This is a genomic window from Chitinibacter tainanensis DSM 15459 (assembly GCF_000429785.1).
GTDB classification, from domain to species: Bacteria; Pseudomonadota; Gammaproteobacteria; order Burkholderiales; family Chitinibacteraceae; genus Chitinibacter; species Chitinibacter tainanensis.
In genome coordinates this window covers 297597-320703 of sequence record NZ_AUCN01000009.1, presented here as the reverse complement: position 1 = coordinate 320703, position 23107 = coordinate 297597, and the positions used below count along the sequence as shown (strand labels likewise).

Here is a 23107-nt window from a genome sequence, read left to right as displayed (position 1 = left end):
TATTTATTAATAGGCGTAGCGGGCTATACCCTACACCACACGTGCTTTGAGCAAATCATGCATATTTATCGCACCCACCAGCCGGCCTTGCTCCACCACCAGCAGGCCATTCACCCGGCGCGCCTCCATCACTGCCGCGGCTTCTGCCGCTAGGCGCTGCGCTTCAATCGTCACCGGAGCTGGACTCATCACCTCGCGCACCGGTGTTGTGCGCAAATCAATATCGCGATCAATGGTGCGGCGTAAATCGCCATCGGTATAAATCCCGCACAGTTGTCCGGCCTCGTCCACAATCGCGGTCATGCCCATGCCTTTGCGGCTAATTTCCATCAGCGCATCGCGCAGCGTGACATCATGCTGCACCACCGGCAAGGCCTCGCCTGCGTGCATCAAATCTCGCACATGCACCAGCAAACGCCGGCCCAGCGAGCCGCCCGGATGCGACAGCGCAAAATCTTCGGCTTGAAAACCGCGCGCCTCCAGCAAGGCCACAGCCAGTGCGTCACCCAGCGCCAATGCCGCCGTGGTGCTGGCGGTGGGCGCCAAATTGAGCGGGCACGCTTCTTCGGCCACACCGGCATCGAGGTGAATTTGCGCCTCACGCGCCATGGTCGAGCAGGGGTTACCGGTCATACAGATCAGCGGCACGGCTAGGCGTTTTAAGCTGGGCAAAATCGCCAGCACTTCGTCGCTTTCGCCCGAATTAGAGAGCAGCAAGACCACATCTTGCCGGGTAATCATGCCGAGGTCGCCATGCGCCGCCTCGCCCGGATGCACAAAAAACGCTGGCGTACCGGTGCTGGCCATGGTGGCCGCGAGCTTGCGGGCGATGTGGCCCGATTTACCCATCCCCATCACCACCAGCCGCCCCGGGCACTGCAAAATCAGCGCACAGGCCGCCGCGAATCGCTCATCCAGCCGCTGGGCCAGTGCCGTAATGGCTTGGGCCTCAATGGCCAATACCCGGTGGGCAGTTGCAAGCGCAGCAGTCATCTTAAAGAAAGCTCAAGCACAAATGAGCAGCGATTATAAAAGAGCCAGCCCATTCTGTAACCGGCAAAGCGGCAAATTGCCATGCCAATCTGCCCCGCACGCCCAGCGGCGTTGCAAGAAAAACGCAAAGAACGTGCCAACTGGCCAATTAACGGCAGGATTTCATGCGCAAGACATGCTGCGCCGGTATATTAGCAAGAACGAATTTGAATTCATGTCGCGATTGCGCCGTCTTGCATGCCTTCTACCCTGCATAATTTTTTATTTCTTCTCGCCATCGCCGTTCTGACGGTGGTGTTCTGCCGCAAAATCAAACTGCCGCCCATGCTGGGCTACCTGGTGATTGGCATTTTCGTCGGCCCCCATGCGTTGGGGCTGATTGAATCGAGCGAAGAAGCCACCCATCTGGCCGAATACGGCGTAATTTTCCTGATGTTTACGCTGGGGCTGGAATTTAACCTTGCCAAACTCAATGCCATGAAACGCGTGGTGTTTGGCCTAGGTTTATCGCAAGTGATGGGGGTCTTGCTGCTGGTGATGCTGGCGTGCGCTTTCTTTAATCAGCCCTGGCAACTTGGTCTTGCGCTAGGGGCGGCCTTGGCGATGTCCTCCACCGCCATGGTGTCCAAGCTCTTGGCCGACCGCAACGAACTCAACGCCCCGCACGGGCAAAATGCCTTTGGGATCTTGCTATTTCAAGATCTGGCAGTGGTGCCCTTCCTGATTATGATCCCGGTGCTGGGCAAGCCGGCTGAAGAGCTGGCGGTGGCGATTGGTCTCGCGGCCCTCAAGATCATTTTTGTCCTTACTTTACTGCTGTGGCTGGGGCAAAAACTGATGCGCCCGTGGTTTACGCTGGTGGCACGCCAGCATTCTAGCGAGCTATTTATGCTCAATATCTTGCTCGTGACACTGGGGATTGCCTGGCTCACCGAGCTCACCGGCCTTTCTTTAGCACTGGGCGCGTTTCTGGCCGGCATGTTGATTGCCGAAACCGAATACCGCTATCAGGTTGAAGATGATATTCGCCCCTTCCGCGATCTGCTGCTGGGCTTATTTTTTATTACCGTCGGCATGAATCTGGATGCTATGGTGCTGCTCACACAGTGGCAATTAGTCTTGGCGCTGATTGTCTTCCTCAGCATCGGCAAAATTGCGCTGATTGCCGGGGTTGCCCGGCTGTTTGGTAATGCGCCGGGCACGGCGTGGCGCACTGGCTTTGCGCTGGGCCAAGGCGGTGAATTTGCCTTTGTATTGCTGGCGCTGGCGGCCGGACACGGGATTATTCCAACCGAGATTTTGCAAAGCAGTATCGCAGCCGTGATTATCTCGATGCTGATTACGCCGTTTTTGATCCAGCATTCCGACAAAATTGTCTTGCGGCTGGCGAGCTCGGAATGGATGAATCTGGCCGCGAACCTGCACCAGATTGCGGTGCGCAGCATGTCGGCTAACGGGCACGTGATTTTGTGTGGCTATGGGCGCAGCGGCCAATCGCTGGGGCGGATTTTGCATTCGGAAGGCATTGCATTTTTCGCCTTGGATTTAGACCCCGAAATGGTGCGCGAAGCCGCCGCTGCGGGTGAATCAGTGGTCTTTGGCGACGCCGCCAAGCGCGAAGTACTGATCGCCGCCGGCCTCATGCGCGCCCGAGCGCTGATCGTGACCTATGCCGACACCCACTCGGCGATGAAAATTCTGGAAGTGGTGCATCAGATGCGGCCGGAATTACCGGTGATTGTGCGCACACAAGACGACAGCGATATTGATCTGCTCAAGAACGCCGGCGCGGCCGAAGTGGTGGCCGAGATTATGGAAGGCAGCCTGATGCTGGCTTCGCACACCATGATGTTGCTGGGCGTGCCGCTAAATAAAGTGGTACGGCGCATTCGCGAAGTGCGGGAGGCCCGCTACTCGATGATTCGCGGCTTTTACCGCGGCACTCACGAAGATAACGAAGAAAGCGACCGCCAACAGGCGCGGCTGCACACGATCCAGCTCACGCAAAATGCCTTCGGGATTGGCCATCAGCTGAAAGAGCTGGATTTTGCCGGCATCGAGGTGGAAGTGCGCAGCATCCGCCGCAAAAACAGCGCGCCGATTGTGCCGGATGATGATTTCCAGCTCAATTCCGGCGATGTGTTGGTGTTGCTGGGTGTACCGGAAAATCTGGCCAGCGCAGAATCTTTGCTGCTGCAAGGCAAACGCTAAACAACCACATACCGGCACGGGTATAGACCCACAATCAATACCCAGCAAAAACTGCAAAAATATACCCCAGTTAGACAATAAAAAAACGGGAGCCTTGGCTCCCGTTTTGCTGTGGCGCCACCTCACTCCAGGCAAGCACCAACATCAGCCACCATTACTGGCGGTTAAACTTCGGCCGTTTACCCACCTCGGCTTTCAGCTCCACCTGCTGCCCATCGCGAACCACCAACACCGGCACGCTTTGTTCGGGTTTCAGCGCCGAAATAATGTCGAGCATCTTGGCGGAATTTGCGACTTCTTTACCATTGATCGACAGCAGCACATCGCCCGGGCGGATGCCAGCTTTGGCCGCCGGGCCACTACGCACCACACCGGCAATCAGTGCGCCTTTGGCCGTTGGCAACTGGAATGAGGCCGCCAGCTCAGGCGTGACATCCTGCACTTCTACCCCTAGCCAGCCACGGGTCACGCTGCCCTCTTTGATCAGCGCCTCCATAATCTGCTTCACCGTCGTAGCCGGAATGGCAAACCCAATCCCCAACGAGCCGCCGGTTTTCGAGTAGATCGCGGTGTTAATCCCGAGTAGATTACCGCGCGTATCGACCAAAGCCCCGCCGGAGTTGCCCGGATTAATCGCCGCATCGGTCTGGATGAAGTTTTCAAAGGTATTGATGCCCAATTCCGAACGCCCCAGCGCCGAAATGATCCCCATCGTGACGGTCTGGCCGACGCCGAAGGGGTTGCCAATCGCCAATACCACGTCGCCGATTTCTACCTTATCGACATCGGCAAAGCTGATGGCCGGCAAATTCGGCAAATCAATTTTAATCACCGCGATATCGGTATCCGGATCGCTACCAATCAGCTTGGCGGTGGCCGTGCGGCCATCGGCCAGCGCCACCTCGATCTGGTCGGCCGCGTCGACTACGTGATTATTGGTCACGATATAGCCTTGCTCAGACACCAACACCCCCGAACCCAAACTGGATGGGCGCTGCGCGTCCTCCCCTTGCGGCAGGCGATCGCCAAAAAAGCGGCGAAACAGTGGGTCGTTCAGCCAAGGATTGCGCGAGGGGCGTGCCTGCTGCGAGGTAAAGATATTCACCACCGACGGTTTGGCCTTTTTGGCTGCCAGGCTATACGAGAGCTCAGCCGGCGCCGAGGCGGGGGCTTGCGACTCTTTCACCGTCACAACCGGGGCCGGCGCCATGTTCGGCATCCGCCATTCAGGTTTAAGCAGCGTGAGCAAGAACCAGATTGCCAGGCCGATCGTGGTGGTTTGTGCGAAAATAAGCCAAAGTTTTTTCATAGTCCGAACTTCTTTATGCCTATCCAACGTCAAGAACTGGAAAATTATATCGGACAACTGCTTGCAGTTGCGCGCTTCAAAGATTACGCCCCCAATGGCTTACAAGTCGAGGGAAATAGCGAAGTGGCCCACATCGCCACGGCGGTTACAGCTTCGGCCGCAGCGATTGATGCGGCGATTGCATGCGGCGCCGATACCTTGTTGGTGCATCATGGTTATTTCTGGAAAGGTGAAGACCCCACCATTACCCGCACCAAAAAACTGCGCATTGGCAAATTGCTCGCACATGACTTGAACCTCCTGGCCTATCATTTGCCGCTGGATGCACACCCAGAGCTCGGCAATAACGCACAACTGGCCAAAAAACTGGGGCTGCGCGTAACCGGACAATTTGGCGAGCAAGATTTGGGCCTCTTGGGCGAACTGCCGGTGCCGATGTCGCTGGAGACACTGAGCCAGCATATTGGGCTGCAACTTCAGCGCCCGGCACTCGCGCTGGGTGATCCGCGCAAGCCAATTCATAAAGTGGCCTGGTGCACGGGCGGCGCACAGAGCTATTTCCGCGAAGCGAGCAATCTGGACATTGATTGTTTTATCACCGGCGAAGCTTCGGAATTTGTCACCCATCTCGCGCAGGAAAGCGGCGTGGCCTATATTGCGGCAGGCCATCACGCCACCGAGCGCTTTGGCGTGCAAGCCTTGGGCGAACATCTGGCGACGGAATGGGCACTGCAAGTTACCCATCTTGAATTGGATAATCCGGTATGAGTGTAGTGCATACGATTTTGCTCAGAGCTCGGCTCCTACTGGCGCCACTATTGCTGGCGGCCTGCGGTACCACGCCCGTTGCCCCCGTAAGCCCACCCAAACCAGCTGCTACGCCGGCGCCGCAAGTGCAAGGGATGGTCATTAGTGGCCGCAGCAGCAAAGCCATCATGGAAGACATTATCCGCTTTCGCCAAAGCAAGGGCATGCAGCTGAAAGTGAGAACGGCGAATGAGCTGGAATTCAGCGCCAAAGTCCCCAAAGCCAATATTCCGACCGAGGCCCGGATGCACTACACCCTGACGCAAACCCAGCAAGGCTGGCTTCTTGCGGCGCGCGTCTACCAAATCAGTTATCCATCGACTAAAAATGAGAAGGTCGAAGAAATAACCGCGCATGTGCAAGACAAATTAAACGAAGAATTCGCCCGCTATACCGGCAAGTAACACCGCAAAGTGTACTTTATTTCGTGAATGGCCCGCTAAGACGCCCGAGAAAGCTTTAAGTTCCCGCCTGCTTTCGGGTAGAATTTGGCGGTTTACGATATTGCGTTCCTACAAATCAGGGATTGGGTTATGAGTGAGCAGCAAATAGATAATAGCAAGCGGCGGTTTTTGGTGATCGCCTCCAGCGCAGTGGGCGCAGTGGCGACCGCCGGGGTAGCCACTCCGTTCGTCGCTAGCTTCTTCCCTTCCGAGCGGGCGAAAGCCGCCGGTGCGCCGGTGGAAGTAGATGTCAGCAAGCTGGAAGCTGGCCAGAAAATCACCGTTGAATGGCGTGGCAAGCCAGTTTGGGTGGTGAACCGCACCCCCGAAATGTTGAAAAATCTGGCCAAAAACGATCCGAAGCTGCTCGATCCGAAATCAGAAGCCAGTGATCAGCCTGAATACTGTAAAAACCCAACCCGCTCGATCAAGCCGGAAATCTGGGTGGCCACCGGAGTATGTACGCACCTGGGCTGTTCGCCAACCTTCCGCCCTGATCTTGCCCCAGCTGATCTGGGTCCGGATTGGGTTGGTGGCTTCTATTGCCCCTGTCATGGCTCCAAGTTCGACCTCGCTGGCCGTGTGTTCTCCGGTGTACCAGCGCCAATCAACTTGGTTATCCCGCCGCATAAATACCTTTCCGACACCACCATTCTGGTCGGCGAAGACAAATAAAGAGGCTAGGTCATGAGCAATCAACAGCAAGCATTACCGGAAAAGGTACTGAATTGGGTTGATGAGCGTTTCCCGCTCACCAGCACATTCAAAGCACACGTTTCCGAATATTACGCCCCAAAGAATTTTAACTTCTGGTACTTCTTCGGTTCACTGGCGATGCTGGTTCTGGTTATCCAGATCGTTACCGGCATTTTCCTGACCATGAATTACAAACCAGATGGCAATCTGATTCCTGGTACTAATATCTCTGTGGCTTTTGCCTCAGTGGAATACATCATGCGTGATGTGGCCGGCGGCTGGATCATCCGCTATATGCACTCCACCGGCGCATCGATGTTCTTCGTGGTGGTGTACCTGCATATGTTCCGTGGTTTGATTTACGGTTCATACAAAAAGCCACGTGAATTGGTATGGGTATTCGGCACACTGATCTTCCTGATCTTGATGGCCGAAGCTTTCCTGGGTTACCTGCTGCCTTGGGGCCAAATGTCATTCTGGGGTGCACAGGTGATTGTGAATCTGTTCGCTTCTATCCCAGTGATTGGTCCAGATCTGTCAGTGTTGATCCGTGGTGACTTCGTAGTCTCTGATGCCACGCTGAACCGCTTCTTTGCTCTGCACGTAATTGCCGTACCGCTAGTGCTGCTTGGCTTGGTGGTTGCGCACTTGGTGGCACTGCACGAAGTGGGTTCAAACAACCCAGATGGCGTGGAAATCAAGAAAAACAAAGACCCTATCACCCACATTCCAGTGGATGGTATTGCCTTCCACCCTTACTACACCGTGAAAGACATATTGGGTGTTGCGGTGTTCTTGGCAGTGTTCTGCGGCATCTTGTTCTTTGCACCAGAGATGGGCGGCTTCTTCCTTGAGCATCCTAACTTTGATCCAGCAGACGCGCTGAAAACCCCACCGCACATTGCGCCGGTATGGTACTTCACACCGTTCTACGCCATTCTGCGTGCGATCCCATCGTTCTTGGGCACACAAGTTTGGGGTGTATTGGGCATGGGTGCCGCGGTAGTCCTGATCGCCTTCCTGCCATGGCTGGATCGCTCGCCGATCAAATCGGTGCGCTATCGTCCAACTAGCTTCAAAGTCATGCTGGTATTGTTCATTATCGCCTTCATCGGCTTGGGCATTCTGGGGGCGAAACCAGCAACCGATACCCGCACGATCATTTCGCAGATTTTGAGCGTGGTGTACTTCGCGTTCTTCCTGGGCATGCCGTTCTACACCAAAAACGAGAAACCATGCGCACCAGTACCTGAGCGTGTGACATTCTCAACTGGCAAGCAAAAAATGATGTTCTTTGTCTACGTGGCGTTGGCTGTTGGCGGTGCGTATCTGTTCGGCAGCTTGGTATAAGGGGAAGGCCATGAAAAAAACAATCACTAGCCTGCTCGCTTTTGCTGCACTGGCATTGGGTGGTAACGCATTAGCTGCTGGCGGCGAAGGCGTCCATCTGGACAAAGCGCCGATTGACCCAAGCAATGCCGAGAGCATTCAGCGTGGTGCGCAAACTTTTGTAAACTACTGTCTGTCATGTCATGGTGCAGCGGTGATGCGTTACAACCGTCTGCAAGATCTGGGCCTGACTGAAGCGCAAATCAAAAGCAATCTGATGTTCACCACCGAAAAAGTGGGTGATCAGATGCGCGTGGCCATGGCTGCGAAAGATGGCAAAGTTTGGTTTGGTGCTACACCACCTGATCTGAGCTTGATCGCCCGCTCACGCGGTGCAGACTGGCTGTACACCTATCTGCGTACTTTCTACCGTGATGATACCCGCCCTACCGGCTGGAACAATCTGGTATTCGACAAAGTCGGTATGCCACACGTACTGTGGGAGCTGCAAGGCGAACAGGTACTGGAAGTGAAAGGCGAAGGCCCACACGCCGAGAAAACCCTGAAACTGGTTAAACCAGGCCTGCTCACCCGTGGCGGTGAAAACGGCCAGTTTGATAACCACGAGTACGATACGCGCGTGGCCGATCTGGTGAACTACCTGTCGTATATGGCCGAGCCAGCGCAGGTGAAACGTGAACAAATCGGTTATGGCGTATTGCTGTTCCTGATCTTGTTCCTGATTCCAGTGACCTACTTGCTGAAAAAAGAATACTGGCGCGACGTGCACTAAGCACAGCGGCCAGCAAAAAGGGCGGTGATTTCACCGCCCTTTTTTATTGCCTATCCATTGTTGGGCTTAACCACAAATCGCCCCACTCAAGCATTACATCGTCAGCTGGCCATTGGCTTCTGGCTGCCAAATTACATCGAGTACCGTCACCGCCACTTGCTGGCGGCCCGGGGTCGGCCAATGAATACTCTGCCCTACCGACAAGCCCAGCAGCGCACTGCCCATCGGCGCGGTAATCGCAATCTTGCCAGCATCGCCCGCCGTTTCGTGCGGATAACACAAAGTGAGCGCAAATTCCTCGCCACTGGGCTGCATGGCAAATTTCACGGTGGAATGCATCGTGACTACTGACGCTGGCATGGCCTCTGGGCTGAGCAAGGTGGCCCGCTCCAGCTCTTTTTCCAAAGCGGCCGCACCAGGAAATTGCGCCGCTGGCGTACGGGCAATTAATGTAGAGAGACGCTCATAATCAAGGGTGGAAACCAGAATCGGGGGTAAATCGGCCTGTTGCATTTTGCCTTCCTTTTTTTGCACAACCATCGTATCTCATTAGATCTTTAGCGCAGATGGATGTTCCAAAGCCTGCGTGGTCATATTTACCTTGCCAGCCAACCAAAACTTAAATTTTTATTTATAAATCATTTACTTAAGCATCTATTTCTGGAGATCGCAGTGCAATAACGGTAAAATGCTGCTGTTAAATTAATCAGCCCGAGGGTTCCCGCCTTATGATGAAGCTTTATTCCGGCACTTCTTGCCCGTTTAGCCACCGCTGCCGCATTGTGCTGTTTGAAAAAGGCATGGATTTTGAAATCCTCGACGTGGATATTCACAGCAAGCCGGAAGATCTGGCGATCATGAATCCGTACAATGAAGTGCCTGTGCTGGTAGAGCGTGATCTGCAGTTGTATGAATCCAACATCATCAATGAATACATCGATGAGCGCTTCCCTCACCCACAACTGATGCCAGCTGATCCAGTGATGCGAGCCCGCGCCCGCCTGATGCTGTTCAATCTGGAGCGTGAGCTGTTTATCCATGTCAAAACGCTGGAAGACAGCACTGCGAAGAAAGCCCAGCTGGAAGCCGCACGCACCGCTATCCGCGACAACCTGACCCAAATCGCGCCGATCTTCACCAAGCAAAAATACATTCTGGGTGAAGAATTCTCGATGCTGGATGTGGCAATTGCCCCACTGCTGTGGCGCTTTGAGCACTACGGCATCGAAGTTACCAAGGGCCTGATTCCAGTGATGAAATATGCCGAGCGTCTATTTAGCCGTGAAGCATTTATCGAATCGCTGACCGCCAATGAAAAGGCCATGCGCAAATAAGCAGGCAAGCCCCGGCAACGGGGCTTTTTTTTAGCGGATGCGCATTACAGCAATTTAATGCCAGCCTGATACAATTGATTGAGTACATTTACTTTTGCGGGGCCGACTACGATGCAGACTGTTTCGACCAAACCGTACCTGATTCGCGCGATTCATGAATGGTGTTCCGACCAAGGCTTTACCCCTTATTTGGTGGTGGCCGTGCGCGGCAAAATGCAAGTGCCGATGGAATACGTGAAAAACGGCGAAATCGTGCTGAATATCAGCTATAACGCCTGCCGCAATCTCACCATTGCCAATGATTTCATCAGCTTCTCGGCGCGATTTAATGGCATTTCTCGCGATATCGCGATTCCAGTTGGTGCCGTAATTTCCATCTTCTCGCGCGAAAACGGCGAAGGCATGGGCTTTGAATATGAAGGCGATGCACAAGGCGAGCCAGAAAGCGCCCCCGAATCTGGCAGCGAGCCGCCACCGCAAGATCCGCCGCCACGTCCAAGTGGCCGTCCGCAATTGCGGGTGGTGAAATAAGCCGGCTTCAATCGCCATAAAAAAACCGCGCCACGCGCGGTTTTTTATTTGCACTACTAGGCTGGATGTACGCAGCCAGCACCACCCTTAGGCTTCATCAGCCTCAGCAGCCACCTCATCCTCTGCCGACAACATCGCCCCGGCTTCTTTGGCCGCCGCCCGCTCGGCACTGACGCGCTGCAGGACTGCAGCAAAGAAGGCATCGGTATTGTGCAGATGCGGCATCAGCTGCAGATACTGATCGGGCAGCTCGATCGTCACGCGCTCTTTACTGAGCACCTCGCGCGCATCCAGCAATTCAAAATCTGGATTTTGTGCCAGAAAGGCTTCCACAATGGCTTGGTTTTCACTTTGCAGGAAACTGCAAGTGGCATACACCAGCCGGCCACCATGCTTCACCAGCCGTGCCGCCGATTGCAAAATACTGCGCTGCTTGGCATTCAGCTCCTGCACACTCGTGGCGTTTTGACGCATTTTCAGATCAGGATTGCGGCGCAGTGTGCCCATGCCCGAGCATGGTGAATCCACCAGCACCACATCCATTTTACCGGCCAGGCGTTTGATCTTTTGATCGTTTTCCGAGGCGATCAGCTGCGGATTCACATTCGAGAGACCCGAGCGCGCCAGCCGCGGCTTCAGATTGGCCAAGCGCTTTTCCGACACATCAAAGGCATACAGGCGGCCCGTGTTTTGCATCATCGCGCCCAATAGCAAGGTTTTACCCCCTGCGCCGGCACAAAAATCCGCCACCATCTGGCCGCGTTTCGCGCCGCACAAAAGCCCGAGCAACTGGCTGCCTTCATCCTGCACTTCCACGCGGCCTTCGATAAAGCATTTGTATTTATTGATAGCGGGCTTACCATCAACGCGCAGGCCCCATGGCGAATACGGGGTTGGCGTGGTATTGATGTCGCCAGCGGCTTTTAATTCAGCCGCGACGGCGTCGCGTTTGGCCTTGATGCTATTCACGCGGATATCCAGTGGCGCAGCTTGCAGCATGGCCTGGCCCAGCGCCAGAATTGCGGCCTCATTCTGCCCTTCCGCCACCAGCGTATCGACCAGCCATTGGGGTATAGCCGCACGGACGTTCAGCGGTGCGTCTCGCAACGCCATACCCTTCATTTGGCCGGCGCGGGTTTTGTCCTCATCGGTAAACACCGGCGGCAATTCGCGCACGTTCAGGTGTTTGATCCGGGTGAAGTAGGCCAGCAGCAATTCACGCGTGCTGGGCAATTTGCCCGCTTCGCCGCCCGCCAGCCATTCCAGCTGCGGCAAATGGCGCAACATGCCAAACACGGTTTCGGCAATGATGGCGCGATCTTTGTGGCCAAGGTCTTTATTCTCGCGAAAATGTCGCGATACCACAGCATCCGCCGGGGCGGTAAAGCCCAGTGCGCTATTGAGGATATCCAGCGTGGCCGATAATTGCTTGGGGGTCATATTCACTCTCTTCACCAGCCTGCGGCGCAGGCCTTGTTATTCGTTTTGGACGCGCTTACGGCGCAGACCTGGTTAATTAGTTTGGATACGCCTAGCGGCGCAGTCCTTGTTAATTTTTGGGACGCGCCTAGCGGCGCATCCCGGATTTATTCGGGTCAACCCACTCCAGCACCTTCTTGCCGTCCAGAGTTAGATTGTAGGCCGTGAGGTCAAAGCGGCCATACTTTTCGGTATAGATCTGCATCCGTACCGGCAGGTTATGCCAATCGGGAGCCAGCCAGAAATCCGCATGATTGGCCTTGTTGTCCGCCGCCAGCAGCACGGCGGTGAGGTCTTGTTGGCCAACCCGGATTTGCGCTTCCCCTTTTACTGCAAAGTGCACATCGGGATAGCGCTTTTTACCGGTAAACATCGCCATGCCATACTGGGCCTGTCCACCGCCCATCAAAGCCAGATGCAAGCCCGCTGACATCACATCCTGATCACCGGCTTCAAAAGGCTCGATCGTTACCTGACCTTTATTGGTAATGGTGGCCTCCATGGTCTCCCAGTTAAACTCCACCGAGTTTTTCGGTTTATCCGGGCCATTGGAAAGATCGGCAAAATACTCCGGCATCACACCGGCCTTGCCTATGCGGCCACGGCTGACATAGCGAATGCCAACCGGAAAAACCTTCAGCTCCAGATCATAGCGGCCATCAGCCAGCTTCCAGTGCAAAAAGGCATTCATTACCGCATAGCGGTATTCAATCAGCACCTCGCGCGGAAAGCGCTTGGCCGCTTGATGATTAATCTGCGTGGCCGCAGTGCTCGCCTTGCTGGCGCGGCTGGCACCTTGGCCCATCGCCAGCTTGGCTGGGCTACTGGCAGCTTCACTGGCCACGAGGCTCAACGGAGCACTAGCAGTACTGCTGGCCAGCACCGCACTGGCCACACTACTGGCCCGACTGGCGCTCGATGCTGTTAGCGCCGCCACTTGCGAAGCAGATTCCTGCGCTACCTTGCTCGCTACCGTTTTCTTAGCCGCTTGACTGGCCACAGCCTTGGGCGCTGGCGCAGCCTTCTTCACTGGCTGCACAGGCAGCGATGGGCTAGCGAGATACACCTGCTGTTGCTCGGCCGGTTTCACCTTGCTCGCACTGCCCGTCAGGCTATCTTCCAATGCCTGTGCTTGCAGCTGGCGCTTGGTTTGCTGTACTTTCAGTGGCGGGGCATCACGGTGCAGCCACCAGTCATACAGTGGCTGCGCCAAGAGCGTACCGAGGTGCAACAGCACCGAGGCCAATAAAGCCCAAGCAAGAAACCGTGGCCAGCGCGCCATGCTCTCCCCTTACACCGCCGGCGAACGCAGCGCCTGATCGGCGCGCGCCGGCGTCAGTAAATGCACTTTGCCCGCCTCAACCTGCAGGGCATCGGCTACAAACCACGCTACGGCTTGTGGGTAAAGTTGGTGCTCTTGCACCAAAATGCGCGCCGCCAAACTTTCGGCAGTGTCGTCGGCCAGCACCGGCACAGCGGCTTGGGCGATAATCGGGCCATGATCCAGCTCGGCTGTCACAAAATGCACAGTGCAACCGGCGAGTTTCACGCCCTCATCCAGCGCCCGCTGATGGGTATTCAGGCCGGTAAAAGCCGGCAACAAAGACGGATGCACATTAATCAGCCGCTGAGCGTAGTGCGCCACAAAACCAGCACTCAAAATGCGCATAAACCCGGCCAGCACGACCAGATCGGGCTCGTAGCTATCAATCAGTTGCGCCAGTGCCTGATCAAAGCTTTCGCGATCAGCAAATTGCTTATGATCCAGCGCCGCGGTGGTAATCCCGCGCTCAGCCGCCCAGGCTAAGCCCGCCGCATCGGGGCGATTAGAGATCACAGCGGCAATCCGTGCGCCGGCGATTTGTGCATTCACAATCGCCTGCATATTGCTGCCGCGGCCAGAGATCAGAATGACTACATTCTTCATGCCATATCCAGTGGGGTATTGCCTTAAAAGGCTTATTATCAAAGAGCTAGCGGGACATACCCCAAGAGGGAAATCATCCCGCACAAAAACAAAGAGCGAGGTCTGCGACCTCGCCCCGGGCTGATGCGCCGTGTCGCTTAGGCTACTTGCGTTTGGTGCTCGTCACCAGTGCGGGCACGGATCTGGCCCAGCTGGTAAACCGTTTCACCTTCGGCTTGCAACAGCGCCGTTGCCGCAGCCGCATCGGCCGCCGCCACAATCACTACCATGCCTACGCCACAGTTGAAGGTGCGATACATTTCTTGCTGTGCCACATTGCCTTCTGCCTGCAACCACTGGAACAGCTTTGGCATGGTCCAGCTCGCCGCATCGATTTGCGCCACTACGTTCTCAGGCAAAACGCGCGGTACGTTTTCGGTAATGCCGCCGCCAGTAATATGGGCCATGCCTTTGACCGTCAGCGTTTGCATCAGTTTCAGCAGTGGCTTCACATAAATGCGCGTTGGTGCCATCACCACATCCGACAGTGAAAGGCCACCATCAAATTCGGCGTTGAAATCAACTTTACCCAAGCTCAGAATCTTGCGAATCAGCGAGTAACCATTGGAATGGGCGCCATTCGAGGCCAGACCCAACACCACATCACCCGGCTGGATTTCGCGGCCAGTGATCACTTTGCTCTTTTCTACCACGCCCACGGCAAAGCCAGCGAGGTCATATTCACCTTCCGGATACATGCCGGGCATTTCGGCGGTTTCACCACCGATCAGCGCACAACCGGCCTGCTCGCAACCAGCGGCAATGCCTTTGATCACTTCGGTCGCGCTTGGTACATCCAGCTTGCCGCAGGCAAAGTAATCGAGGAAGAACAATGGCTCGGCGCCTTGCACCAGAATATCGTTTACGCTCATGCCCACCAGATCGATACCCACGGTATCGTGGCGGTTCAGTTCGAACGCCAGTTTGAGCTTGGTGCCCACACCATCCGTACCAGAAACCAGCACGGGCTCTTGGTATTTCTTGCTGATTTCAACCAAAGCACCAAAACCGCCAATGCCGCCAAGTACTTCAGGGCGCATGGTGCGTTTGGCAAAAGGTTTAATGTTTTCAACCAGCTGGTCACCGGCATCGATGTCAACACCGGCATCGCGGTAGCTCAGACTTTGCTTGAGATTTTGGTCGCTCACGGGAAAGGCCTCGTAGTGGGCGGCGCTGTGCGGTAAAATAAGCGCCAGATCTGCTAAACACGGCATTTTATCGCATTTAGCGCCAAACGACTTCCCCCTTTTCGCACTCCAGAGACTGAAAAACCGGCAAAACCGCCCAGTGGCCCCGATGAAGCAACTGATTCTCGACTTTTTACCCCCAGCTCCGCGCACTTTTGATGATTTCGTGCGCGGCGATAACGCCGAGCTGCTCTTTCAGCTGGGCGAGTGGGCCAATGGTGAAGTACGGGCGCTGTATATCTGGGGCGAGGCCGATGCAGGCAAAAGCCATCTGCTTGCGGCCAGCGCGGCACGCCTGCCGGCCGGCATGCCGGTGTATCAGGTGAATGCCCGCGAGGAGATGCTGCCGCAAACGCTGGAAAGTCACGCCGCGCTCTTGGTCGATAATGTAGAAAGCCTTGATACCGAGCAGCAGATTACGCTGTTTGATCATTACAATACCCTGCGTGAAGGCACGGGCCGCATCTTGGCCAGCGGCACTTTGCCGCCAATGCTACTGCCCTTGCGCGATGATCTCACCACCCGCCTGGGCTGGGGGCTGGTTTACCAGCTCAGATCACTGTCTGATGATGACAAACTGGGCGCGCTGCAACGTCGCGCGCGGCATCTGGGCTTTGAGCTACCGCGCGAGCTGGCCGAGTATTTGCTCAAGCACGTGGATCGCTCGCTACCCAATCTGTATACCCAGCTCGAAGCGCTCAACCAATTGGCGCTATCCAAGCAAAAACCAGTCACACTACCCTTGCTGCGCGAAAGTTTAAGGGCCAATACCTAGGCAGGTATTGGCCTTAGCGCAAAGCCATTGATGGGTTTCTGACCTATACCCCTAGGGCATCACCTTCATCAGTACATTCGCCTGCCCGCTCAGCGCCCAACAATCGGTGGTAGCGGTATAGCTATTACTGCTGGAAGCATACGGCGCGGTCGTGGCAGGATCACCATCGCGCACCACGCCAGTATTGGCATCGCCATCATCCATTAATTTATCCAGAGCACAGATAAAGCGCATATCGGCATTGGCCGCGCCAGCAAAATCGAGCCAGAGCCCACCCGAGCGATTCCAGACTGTCCAATCCTGCCCCAGCACACTGCGTCGATCCGCGCTTTGCAAGATATTGGTCACATCAATCAGCAACACCCAAAACGCCGCCGCTTCATTGCCGTTTTCAATCTGCCCATTGCGGCTGCCATTACAGGCGGCCACGGTGGCGGGCGTGGCGCTGGGGCAACCATCACCGGGGTAAAAACCATATTTTTCGTAAAAAATATTAATACCGCTGACGATCTTATTGTATTGCGCCTGCATGTTTTTCACTTTGGCGCCATCGATCAGGTCTTTGCCCTTAAAGGCCATCCCCAAAATCAGCCCGATGATCACCAGCACGATCGCCAGCTCAACCAATGTAAAGCCCTGCTCTGCGCGCCTCATGGCAACACCCGAATCCCGATCGACACTTGGCCAGACAGCGCCCAGCAATCATCGGTGGCGGTGTAGTTTTGCCCAGCGCTGCGCACGATACCGCTGCTATTAACCCCATCATCCATCAGACGATCCAGCGCACAGACAAAGCGCACATCGGCAGCTGCGGTGGCGGTGCTGGTGAGTGTGAGGTAGTTGGTATTGCTGGCGTAGCCGGTTTGCGTGGTGGCCGCATCCGAAATCACCCAATCCTGACCAAATACACTACGCACATCCGCGCTGGTGAGGATATTGGTGTTCATCAGCAAGGTCATGGCGGCGGCGCTTTCGGTCGCACCATTAATCAAGCCATTGCGCCCGGTCGCCGGGCAGGTAGTCGCGCCGGCCGCTGGGGCCGTCGCACAGCCATCGCCAGGGTATGCGCCGTATTTTTCGTAGTAGATATTAAAACCGGCGACGATCTTGTTGTATTGCGCCTGCATATTTTTCACTTTGGCACCGTCGATCAGGTCTTTACCTTTAAAAGCCATCCCCAGAATCAGCCCAATAATCACCAGCACGATCGCCAGCTCAACCAGGGTAAAACCGGTTTGTCGGGAAGCAGGTTGCATTGCTACTCCTTGCGGGGCACAGCGGGGCTGCGATTTACTCAGTCTAGGCAAGGGCTTGCGCGCATTGCAAGCCCAGCGACATCGTGCTGGCCGCACTTTGCGCACATCAGCGCCGCGATGGCGGCTGAGCTCAGGTATAATCGCGTTTTTGCCTCATTTGACTCAGTGCCGATCATGCAAGAACAGTACGCCCCGCTTTCCGTCGAAGCCGCCGCCCAGGCGCATTGGGAATCTACCCGCGCGTTTGAAGTGACCGAAGATACCAGCCGCCCGAAATACTATGCCTGCTCGATGCTGCCCTACCCTTCGGGCAAGCTGCACATGGGTCACGTGCGCAACTACACCATCAACGACATGCTGGCGCGTCATCTGCGGATGAAAGGCTTTAATGTACTGATGCCAATGGGCTGGGATGCGTTTGGTCTGCCCGCGGAAAACGCGGCGATTGCCTACAAAAAATCACCAGCGGAATGGACTTACGCCAATATCGACGACATGAAGTCGCAAATGAAGCCACTGGGCTTGGCGTTCGACTGGTCACGCGAAATCGCCACTTGCGATCCGGATTACTACAAGTGGAACCAGTGGTTCTTCTTGAAAATGCTGGAAAACGGCACTGCGTACAAAAAAACCCAGATCGTGAACTGGGATCCGGTTGACCAAACCGTACTCGCCAACGAACAAGTGGTGGATGGTCGCGGCTGGCGTTCGGGCGCGATTGTGGAAAAGCGCGAAATCCCGGGTTACTACTTCGCAATCACCAAATACGCTGACGAGCTACTGAACGACATCGATACGCTGGAAGGCTGGCCGGACATGGTGCGCGCCATGCAGCGCAACTGGATCGGTAAATCGGAAGGTGTGCGCTTCGCCTTCAATCACGACATCAAAGACGCTAACGGCAACTTGGTGCAAAACGGCAAGCTGTACGTGTTCACCACGCGTGCCGACACCATTATGGGCGTGACCTTCTGTGCCGTGGCGGCTGAGCACCCGCTGGCGACACGCGCTGCAGAATTGAAACCAGAACTGGCTGCCTTCATCGAAGAATGTAAAAAAGGCGGTACGACCGAAGCTGAACTGGCCACCCAGGAGAAAGTGGGTGTATCGACCGGCCTATTCGTGACTCACCCGCTGACTGGCGCGCAAGTGGAAGTGTGGATCGGTAACTACGTCTTGATGGGCTACGGCGATGGCGCGGTGATGGCGGTGCCTGCGCACGACGAACGCGATTACGAATTTGCGATTAAATATAATATTCCGATTAAGTATGTAGTTGCCTCTCCAAATGCAGCTAGGGAATGGGTACAGCTTTCTAATACTCATGGATGGGATCAGCCAATTCCCCAGAATTTGGACGCAGTAAATAAACTATTTATTGCCCAAGAAAGCACTGCGGCTCAATCAGACTTAGCTGGATTTGCAACAGCATATTTGCGTAATGCTTACACTGAAAAAGATGGCATTTGTATCAACTCAGGCAAGTACGATGGTTTGAGCTACAAAGCCGCCGTCGATGCCGTAGCAGCCGATTTATCCGCCAAACAGGCTGGCGAGAAGAAAACCACCTGGCGTCTGCGCGACTGGGGTATTTCCCGTCAACGCTACTGGGGCACGCCAATCCCGATTATCCACTGCGATTGCTGCGGCGATGTACCGGTACCGTACGAGCAGCTGCCGGTGGTATTGCCAACCGACTGCATTCCAGACGGCTCGGGCAATCCACTGAAGCACCGCGAAGATTTCCTGAACGTAGACTGCCCGAAATGTGGCGCGCCAGCGAAACGCGAAACCGACACAATGGATACCTTCGTTGATTCGAGCTGGTATTTCATGCGCTATTGCGACCCGAAATTGAGCGACGCGATGGTTGGCGACGGCACGGCTTATTGGATGGGCACGGCCGGTGAAACTGCTGGCGGCATGGACCAATACATCGGCGGGATCGAGCACGCTGTCTTGCACTTGCTGTACGCGCGCTTCTGGACTAAGGCGATGCGCGATGCGGGCCTGATCAATTTCGGCGAACCATTCAAAAACCTGTTTACCCAAGGCATGTTGCTGCGCGATTGTTACTATCGCGAAGACGCAAGCGGCAAAAAACGCTGGTTCTACCCAGCCGAAGTGCAAGTGCAGCACGACGACAAAGGTCGCCCGATTGCGGCGATTGCGGTTGAAGACGGTCAGCCGGTGATCATGGGCGGCATCGAGAAGATGTCGAAATCGAAAAACAACGTGGTTGAGCCGAAAGACATTATCGAGAAATTTGGCGCCGATACCGCGCGCCTGTTCACGATGTTTGCTGGCCCACCAGAGCAAAGCGCAGCGTGGTCGGATAGCGGTGTGGAAGGTGCGTACCGCTACCTGCGCCGACTGTGGGGGTATGGCTTTAAACACGTTGCAGCTATTCAGTCTGCAGCCGATACCCTGCAAGGCCTGGATCTGAGCAAAGACGACAAAGCGCTGCGTTTTGAAGTTCATAACACGCTCAAACAAATCAACCTCGACTACGAACGTCTGCAGTACAACACCGTGGTTTCGGGCGTGATGAAGTTGCTGAATGCGCTGGAAGGCTACAAGGGTAACAATGCGGCAGTCGTACGCGAATGCTTTGGCATTTTGCTCCGCGCGATTTACCCGGCCGCGCCGCACATTGCGCATACGCTGTGGAATGAACTCAACTACGGTGGCGAAATCGCGACGGCAGCCTGGCCTGAGCCAGCAGCCGATGCGTTGACGCAAGATGAAATCAAGCTGATGGTGCAAATTAACGGCAAGCTGCGCGGTGAAATCCACGTTGCCGCCGACGCCAGCAAAGACGTCATCGAGGCGGCAGCGCTCGCCGAAGAGCAGGTGCAAAAACACCTGGCCGGCGCCGCACCGAAGAAAGTCATCATCGTACCAGGCCGTCTGGTAAATATTGTTGCTTAAGCTCCTACAGGACACCGCCATGACCCTTACCCTGCGCACCTTATTGCTCACCTTGCTCAGCACCTTGCTGGTGGCATGTGGCTTTCATTTGCGCGGGCAAGGCCCGGCGGCCAAACTGAGCTTTACCACCGCGCAGGTAGTGGGTGAAGGTGCTGCCAGCCAAGAGCTCACGCGGCAATTCCAGCTGATGCAAATCACCGTAACCCGCAACCAGCCGGAATTAAGCGTACAAATCCTGAACGAAAGTGCCGATCGCCAGGTACTGAGCGTCAACAATTCGGGGCAGGTGTCGGAATATCGCCTGTTCTACCGCGTGCGCTTTAGCGCCAACCAAAAGGGCGAGCCACTGCTGGATGATGTGCCACTGACCTTGCAGCGCAATATCAGCTGGGATGAAAACAGCGTCCTGTCTAAAGAAAGCGAAGAGGCACGGCTATACAAGGAAATGCAGCGTGATGCCGCCGCCCAGATCGTGCGCCGGATTGCCGCAGCGGCAAAAGCTCAGCAGGCCACAGCCGCCAGCACGGCCAGCGCTGCGGGGCAATAATGCGCCCGGATGAACTGGGCAAAGCATTGCAGCGGGGCCTAGCCCCGCTGTATGTCATTCATGGTGATGAATCTTTGCTGGCGCTAGAGGCCGCACAAGCCATTCGCGACGCCGCACGCACCGCCGGCTATCACGAGCGCGAAGTACTTACCGTTGAAAACGCCGCACACTTTCAATGGAGCCAGCTCAGTACCAGCAGGGCGAGCATGTCGCTGTTTGCCGAATTGCGACTGCTTGAGCTGCGCATTCCCAATGGCAAACCCGGAGCCGAGGGGGGTAAAGCGCTAGAAGCCTTTGCCAGTAATCTCTCCAGCGACATACTTACCATTATTACCTTACCCAAGCTCGACAAAACTGCGCTCAATAGCAAATGGATGCAGGCTTTGGCCAAGGCCGGGGTAGTGGTTGAGGCCAAGGCCATAGAGCGCCAGCAGCTGCCCGACTGGATACGCCAACGCCTACAGCAACAAGGTCAATCTTTAAGCGCCAGCGCGATGGATTGGCTGGTGGATCGGGTAGAAGGTAATTTGCTGGCTGCGCACCAAGAAATCCAGAAGCTTGGCCTCTTACACCCCAAGGGCGAATTACAGCTCGCCGAGCTGGAAGCCGCCGTTGCCAATGTCGCTCGCTATGATGTGTTTAGCTTGGGTGAAGCCGTGCTAACCGGTGATGCCCAGCGCGTCTGCCACATGCTCGATGGCCTACGTGCTGAAGGCGAGTCTCCCGTTTTAGTGTTATGGGCGCTAGCCGAAGAAACCCGTACTTTGTATAAATTTGCCCAAGGTCGTTCGCGCGGGGTACCCGCCGCACAGCTCACCAAAGAGCTGCGCATCTGGGGTAATAAACAACGCCTTATTGAAGGCGCCGCCAGCCGCGTAAACGCCAAACGCCTGAAAGCCGCCCTGCAGCTGGCTCGCCAGCTCGATGCCTTAATCAAAGGCATCGGCGAGGGTGATATTTGGGCCGAACTCAACCGCCTCGCCCTCCTCCTGATCAACCCGCAACTTGCTCCTCGTGGCCTATGAAAGAACAGATCCTCGTTAATATCACCCCGCAAGAAACCCGTGTCGCCACCATTGAAGATGGTGTCGTGCAGGATATTCATATCGAGCGCACCGCACATCGTGGCCTGGTGGGGAATATTTATCTGGGTCTGGTAAAGCGGGTGTTGCCCGGTATGCAAAGCGCGTTTATCGAAATCGGCCTCGAGCGGGCCGCATTTTTGCATATTGCCGATGTGATTGAACAACGCCAGCACCCGAATGAGCCGCAGCGCATCGAGCGTATTCTGCACGAAGGCCAAGCCGTGATGGTCCAAGTAATCAAAGACCCCATCGGCAGCAAAGGCGCCCGCCTCTCAACACAAATCAGCATCGCCGGGCGTTTTTTGGTGTTTCTGCCGCAGGATAATCACATCGGAATTTCGCAGCGGATTGGTGATGATGCCGAGCGCGATCAGCTGCGCAAACGCCTTGAAGCCATGTTGCCCGAACAGCACGGCGGCTACATCATCCGAACCAATGCCGATCACGCCAGCAATGAAGAATTGCAAGCTGATATCGATTATCTGAACCTGATTTGGGCCGATATCCGCCAAAGCAGCCAAACCAAACCGGCCCGCTCGCTCCTGTTTCAGGATTTATCACTGCAACTGCGCGTATTGCGCGATATGGTGACCGACAATATCGAAACAGTGCACGTCGATAGCCGCGAAAATTTCGCCCGCATGAGACAATTTGCCGAACGCTTCGTGGTCGATGTACTGCCGAAAATTCAGCATTACAGCGGAGATCGGCCCTTATTTGAATTGTATGGCGTAGAAGCCGAAATTGAACGCGCCTTAAGCCGCCGCGTGAATTTGAAATTTGGTGGCTATTTGATCATCGATCAAACCGAAGCAATGACCACTATTGATGTGAATACCGGCGGCTTTGTTGGTACACGCTCGTTTGATGACACCATCTTCAAAACCAATCTGGAAGCCACGCAAGTTATCGCTCGGCAGTTGCGTCTACGCAATTTAGGCGGCATTATCATTGTCGATTTCATCGACATGGATAATGAAAACCACAAAGCTGCGGTGCTGGATGAACTGAAAAAAGCGTTAGAACGCGATCGCACCAAGATCACGGTTAGCCAATTTACCAGCCTAGGCCTCGTGGAAATCACCCGAAAGCGTACACGCGAATCACTCGCGCACGTCCTCTGTGAGCCCTGCCCCACCTGCCAAGGTCGCGGTGAAGTCAAAACCCCGCAAACAATTTGCTATGAGATTCTGCGCGAGATCTTGCGTGAAGCACGGCAATTTAACGCCAGCGAATACCGCATTTTGGCCGCGCAGTCGGTGATTGATATGTTTTTAGATGAGGAATCTGCGAACCTAGCGCAGTTAGTCGACTTCATCGGTAAGCCGATTTACCTGCAGGTTGAATCGGCTTACTCGCAAGAGCAATTTGATGTGGTACTAGTTTGATCGGTTAACCAGCCTCAATGCTATTGCCTGCAGCCCCTAGAACCAGA

The 23107-nt window shown here is 55.4% G+C and carries 22 protein-coding genes; 13 read left to right on the top strand and 9 right to left on the bottom strand.

The window, feature by feature from the left end; all coding sequences use genetic code 11:
* Positions 1–30 precede the first annotated feature (30 nt).
* Positions 31–993 carry a KpsF/GutQ family sugar-phosphate isomerase gene (locus G482_RS0102665; protein ID WP_028448727.1) on the bottom strand — a complete coding sequence of 321 codons (963 nt, stop codon included), beginning with the start codon at positions 991–993 and terminating at the stop codon, positions 31–33.
* 237 nt (positions 994–1230) lie between these two features.
* Between G482_RS0102665 and G482_RS0102660 the strand changes: the two genes are divergently transcribed.
* Positions 1231–3204 carry a monovalent cation:proton antiporter family protein gene (locus G482_RS0102660; protein ID WP_028448726.1) on the top strand — a complete coding sequence of 658 codons (1974 nt, stop codon included), beginning with the start codon at positions 1231–1233 and terminating at the stop codon, positions 3202–3204.
* Positions 3205–3358: 154 nt separating this feature from the next.
* Here G482_RS0102660 and G482_RS0102655 read toward each other — a convergent pair whose 3' ends face one another.
* The gene (locus G482_RS0102655; RefSeq protein WP_028448725.1) at positions 3359–4513 is read right to left on the bottom strand and encodes a Do family serine endopeptidase; all 1155 of its coding nucleotides are present in this window, start codon (positions 4511–4513) and stop codon (positions 3359–3361) included.
* 15 nt (positions 4514–4528) lie between these two features.
* Here G482_RS0102655 and G482_RS0102650 point away from each other — a divergent pair, with 15 nt between their 5' ends.
* The 5 genes from G482_RS0102650 to G482_RS0102630 all read left to right on the top strand — a co-directional run bounded on the left by G482_RS0102650 (position 4529) and on the right by G482_RS0102630 (position 8581).
* Positions 4529–5281: a Nif3-like dinuclear metal center hexameric protein gene (locus G482_RS0102650; RefSeq protein WP_211227552.1), complete on the top strand. Its 753-nt coding sequence runs from the start codon at positions 4529–4531 to the stop codon at positions 5279–5281.
* Positions 5278–5724, top strand: coding sequence for a hypothetical protein (locus G482_RS0102645; protein ID WP_028448723.1), 447 nt, complete (start codon positions 5278–5280; stop codon positions 5722–5724). Before G482_RS0102650 ends, G482_RS0102645 begins: the two co-directional genes overlap by 4 nt.
* A 129-nt stretch (positions 5725–5853) precedes the next feature.
* Positions 5854–6438 (top strand): ubiquinol-cytochrome c reductase iron-sulfur subunit, encoded by a 585-nt coding sequence (gene petA, locus G482_RS0102640; protein ID WP_028448722.1) that lies wholly within the window; start codon positions 5854–5856, stop codon positions 6436–6438.
* Between the two features lie 12 nt (positions 6439–6450).
* Complete coding sequence (locus tag G482_RS0102635; protein WP_028448721.1) at positions 6451–7809, top strand: cytochrome b; 1359 nt, start codon at positions 6451–6453, stop codon at positions 7807–7809.
* Positions 7810–7819: 10 nt separating this feature from the next.
* Complete coding sequence (locus G482_RS0102630; protein WP_028448720.1) at positions 7820–8581, top strand: cytochrome c1; 762 nt, start codon at positions 7820–7822, stop codon at positions 8579–8581.
* Between the two features lie 93 nt (positions 8582–8674).
* Here G482_RS0102630 and rnk read toward each other — a convergent pair whose 3' ends face one another.
* Positions 8675–9121 carry a nucleoside diphosphate kinase regulator gene (gene rnk / locus G482_RS0102625; RefSeq protein ID WP_211227551.1) on the bottom strand — a complete coding sequence of 149 codons (447 nt, stop codon included), beginning with the start codon at positions 9119–9121 and terminating at the stop codon, positions 8675–8677.
* 188 nt (positions 9122–9309) lie between these two features.
* On the opposite strand from rnk, the gene G482_RS0102620 reads away from it, so the two are divergent.
* Together G482_RS0102620 and G482_RS0102615 are read left to right on the top strand one after the other, a co-directional pair.
* Entirely contained in the window at positions 9310–9915 is a 606-nt protein-coding gene (locus tag G482_RS0102620) for a glutathione S-transferase N-terminal domain-containing protein (protein ID WP_028448718.1), read from the top strand.
* A gap of 111 nt (positions 9916–10026) precedes the next feature.
* A complete protein-coding gene (locus G482_RS0102615; RefSeq protein ID WP_028448717.1) occupies positions 10027–10446 on the top strand; it encodes a ClpXP protease specificity-enhancing factor in 420 nt (139 codons plus the stop codon).
* An 87-nt stretch (positions 10447–10533) separates the two neighbouring features.
* On the opposite strand, the gene G482_RS17035 is transcribed toward G482_RS0102615, so the two are convergent.
* The 4 genes from G482_RS17035 to purM form a co-directional block, all read right to left on the bottom strand.
* Positions 10534–11886, bottom strand: coding sequence for an RsmB/NOP family class I SAM-dependent RNA methyltransferase (locus G482_RS17035; protein WP_084414431.1), 1353 nt, complete (start codon positions 11884–11886; stop codon positions 10534–10536).
* Between the two features lie 127 nt (positions 11887–12013).
* Complete coding sequence (locus G482_RS0102605) at positions 12014–13207, bottom strand: DUF3108 domain-containing protein (RefSeq protein WP_028448716.1); 1194 nt, start codon at positions 13205–13207, stop codon at positions 12014–12016.
* 9 nt (positions 13208–13216) lie between these two features.
* On the bottom strand, positions 13217–13852 hold the full coding sequence (purN, locus tag G482_RS0102600; protein ID WP_028448715.1) for a phosphoribosylglycinamide formyltransferase: 636 nt from the start codon (positions 13850–13852) through the stop codon (positions 13217–13219).
* A 137-nt stretch (positions 13853–13989) separates the two neighbouring features.
* Positions 13990–15105 (bottom strand): phosphoribosylformylglycinamidine cyclo-ligase, encoded by a 1116-nt coding sequence (gene purM, locus G482_RS0102595; RefSeq protein ID WP_084414430.1) that lies wholly within the window; start codon positions 15103–15105, stop codon positions 13990–13992.
* 82 nt (positions 15106–15187) lie between these two features.
* Between purM and hda the strand changes: the two genes are divergently transcribed.
* A complete protein-coding gene (gene hda, locus G482_RS0102590) occupies positions 15188–15853 on the top strand; it encodes a DnaA regulatory inactivator Hda (protein ID WP_028448713.1) in 666 nt (221 codons plus the stop codon).
* 51 nt (positions 15854–15904) lie between these two features.
* On the opposite strand, the gene G482_RS19370 is transcribed toward hda, so the two are convergent.
* Together G482_RS19370 and G482_RS19365 are read right to left on the bottom strand one after the other, a co-directional pair.
* Positions 15905–16507 (bottom strand): type II secretion system protein, encoded by a 603-nt coding sequence (locus G482_RS19370; protein WP_051258666.1) that lies wholly within the window; start codon positions 16505–16507, stop codon positions 15905–15907.
* Positions 16504–17109, bottom strand: a complete 606-nt coding sequence (locus G482_RS19365) for a type II secretion system protein (protein WP_051258665.1) — start codon at positions 17107–17109, stop codon at positions 16504–16506. Before G482_RS19365 ends, G482_RS19370 begins: the two co-directional genes overlap by 4 nt.
* 174 nt (positions 17110–17283) lie before the next feature.
* Between G482_RS19365 and G482_RS0102575 the strand changes: the two genes are divergently transcribed.
* The 4 genes from G482_RS0102575 to rng are packed head-to-tail and all read left to right on the top strand — an operon-like array spanning position 17284 to position 23060.
* Positions 17284–20040, top strand: a complete 2757-nt coding sequence (locus G482_RS0102575; protein WP_028448712.1) for a leucine--tRNA ligase — start codon at positions 17284–17286, stop codon at positions 20038–20040.
* A 19-nt stretch (positions 20041–20059) separates the two neighbouring features.
* Positions 20060–20587, top strand: coding sequence for an LPS-assembly lipoprotein LptE (locus G482_RS0102570; RefSeq protein ID WP_028448711.1), 528 nt, complete (start codon positions 20060–20062; stop codon positions 20585–20587).
* Positions 20587–21612 (top strand): DNA polymerase III subunit delta, encoded by a 1026-nt coding sequence (gene holA, locus G482_RS0102565; protein WP_028448710.1) that lies wholly within the window; start codon positions 20587–20589, stop codon positions 21610–21612. The genes G482_RS0102570 and holA overlap by 1 nt, the downstream gene beginning before the upstream one ends.
* Positions 21609–23060 (top strand): ribonuclease G, encoded by a 1452-nt coding sequence (rng, locus tag G482_RS0102560; protein ID WP_028448709.1) that lies wholly within the window; start codon positions 21609–21611, stop codon positions 23058–23060. The genes holA and rng overlap by 4 nt, the downstream gene beginning before the upstream one ends.
* Positions 23061–23107: the final 47 nt, after the last annotated feature.

What these genes read in the sequence shown, in the direction of transcription:
- G482_RS0102575 (WP_028448712.1), top strand. Translation starts at nt 17,284, where the DNA reads ATGCAAGAACAGTACGCCCCGCTTTCCGTCGAAGCCGCCGCCCAGGCG.
- G482_RS0102650 (WP_211227552.1), top strand. Translation starts at nt 4,529, where the DNA reads ATGCCTATCCAACGTCAAGAACTGGAAAATTATATCGGACAACTGCTT.
- G482_RS17035 (WP_084414431.1), bottom strand. Translation starts at nt 11,886, where the DNA reads ATGACCCCCAAGCAATTATCGGCCACGCTGGATATCCTCAATAGCGCA.
- rng (WP_028448709.1), top strand. Translation starts at nt 21,609, where the DNA reads ATGAAAGAACAGATCCTCGTTAATATCACCCCGCAAGAAACCCGTGTC.
- G482_RS0102615 (WP_028448717.1), top strand. Translation starts at nt 10,027, where the DNA reads ATGCAGACTGTTTCGACCAAACCGTACCTGATTCGCGCGATTCATGAA.
- petA (WP_028448722.1), top strand. Translation starts at nt 5,854, where the DNA reads ATGAGTGAGCAGCAAATAGATAATAGCAAGCGGCGGTTTTTGGTGATC.
- G482_RS0102620 (WP_028448718.1), top strand. Translation starts at nt 9,310, where the DNA reads ATGATGAAGCTTTATTCCGGCACTTCTTGCCCGTTTAGCCACCGCTGC.
- G482_RS0102665 (WP_028448727.1), bottom strand. Translation starts at nt 993, where the DNA reads ATGACTGCTGCGCTTGCAACTGCCCACCGGGTATTGGCCATTGAGGCC.
- G482_RS0102645 (WP_028448723.1), top strand. Translation starts at nt 5,278, where the DNA reads ATGAGTGTAGTGCATACGATTTTGCTCAGAGCTCGGCTCCTACTGGCG.
- rnk (WP_211227551.1), bottom strand. Translation starts at nt 9,121, where the DNA reads ATGGTTGTGCAAAAAAAGGAAGGCAAAATGCAACAGGCCGATTTACCC.
- G482_RS0102635 (WP_028448721.1), top strand. Translation starts at nt 6,451, where the DNA reads ATGAGCAATCAACAGCAAGCATTACCGGAAAAGGTACTGAATTGGGTT.
- purM (WP_084414430.1), bottom strand. Translation starts at nt 15,105, where the DNA reads ATGCCGTGTTTAGCAGATCTGGCGCTTATTTTACCGCACAGCGCCGCC.
- G482_RS0102655 (WP_028448725.1), bottom strand. Translation starts at nt 4,513, where the DNA reads ATGAAAAAACTTTGGCTTATTTTCGCACAAACCACCACGATCGGCCTG.
- G482_RS0102605 (WP_028448716.1), bottom strand. Translation starts at nt 13,207, where the DNA reads ATGGCGCGCTGGCCACGGTTTCTTGCTTGGGCTTTATTGGCCTCGGTG.
- G482_RS0102570 (WP_028448711.1), top strand. Translation starts at nt 20,060, where the DNA reads ATGACCCTTACCCTGCGCACCTTATTGCTCACCTTGCTCAGCACCTTG.
- purN (WP_028448715.1), bottom strand. Translation starts at nt 13,852, where the DNA reads ATGAAGAATGTAGTCATTCTGATCTCTGGCCGCGGCAGCAATATGCAG.
- G482_RS19370 (WP_051258666.1), bottom strand. Translation starts at nt 16,507, where the DNA reads ATGAGGCGCGCAGAGCAGGGCTTTACATTGGTTGAGCTGGCGATCGTG.
- holA (WP_028448710.1), top strand. Translation starts at nt 20,587, where the DNA reads ATGCGCCCGGATGAACTGGGCAAAGCATTGCAGCGGGGCCTAGCCCCG.
- G482_RS0102660 (WP_028448726.1), top strand. Translation starts at nt 1,231, where the DNA reads ATGCCTTCTACCCTGCATAATTTTTTATTTCTTCTCGCCATCGCCGTT.
- hda (WP_028448713.1), top strand. Translation starts at nt 15,188, where the DNA reads ATGAAGCAACTGATTCTCGACTTTTTACCCCCAGCTCCGCGCACTTTT.
- G482_RS0102630 (WP_028448720.1), top strand. Translation starts at nt 7,820, where the DNA reads ATGAAAAAAACAATCACTAGCCTGCTCGCTTTTGCTGCACTGGCATTG.
- G482_RS19365 (WP_051258665.1), bottom strand. Translation starts at nt 17,109, where the DNA reads ATGCAACCTGCTTCCCGACAAACCGGTTTTACCCTGGTTGAGCTGGCG.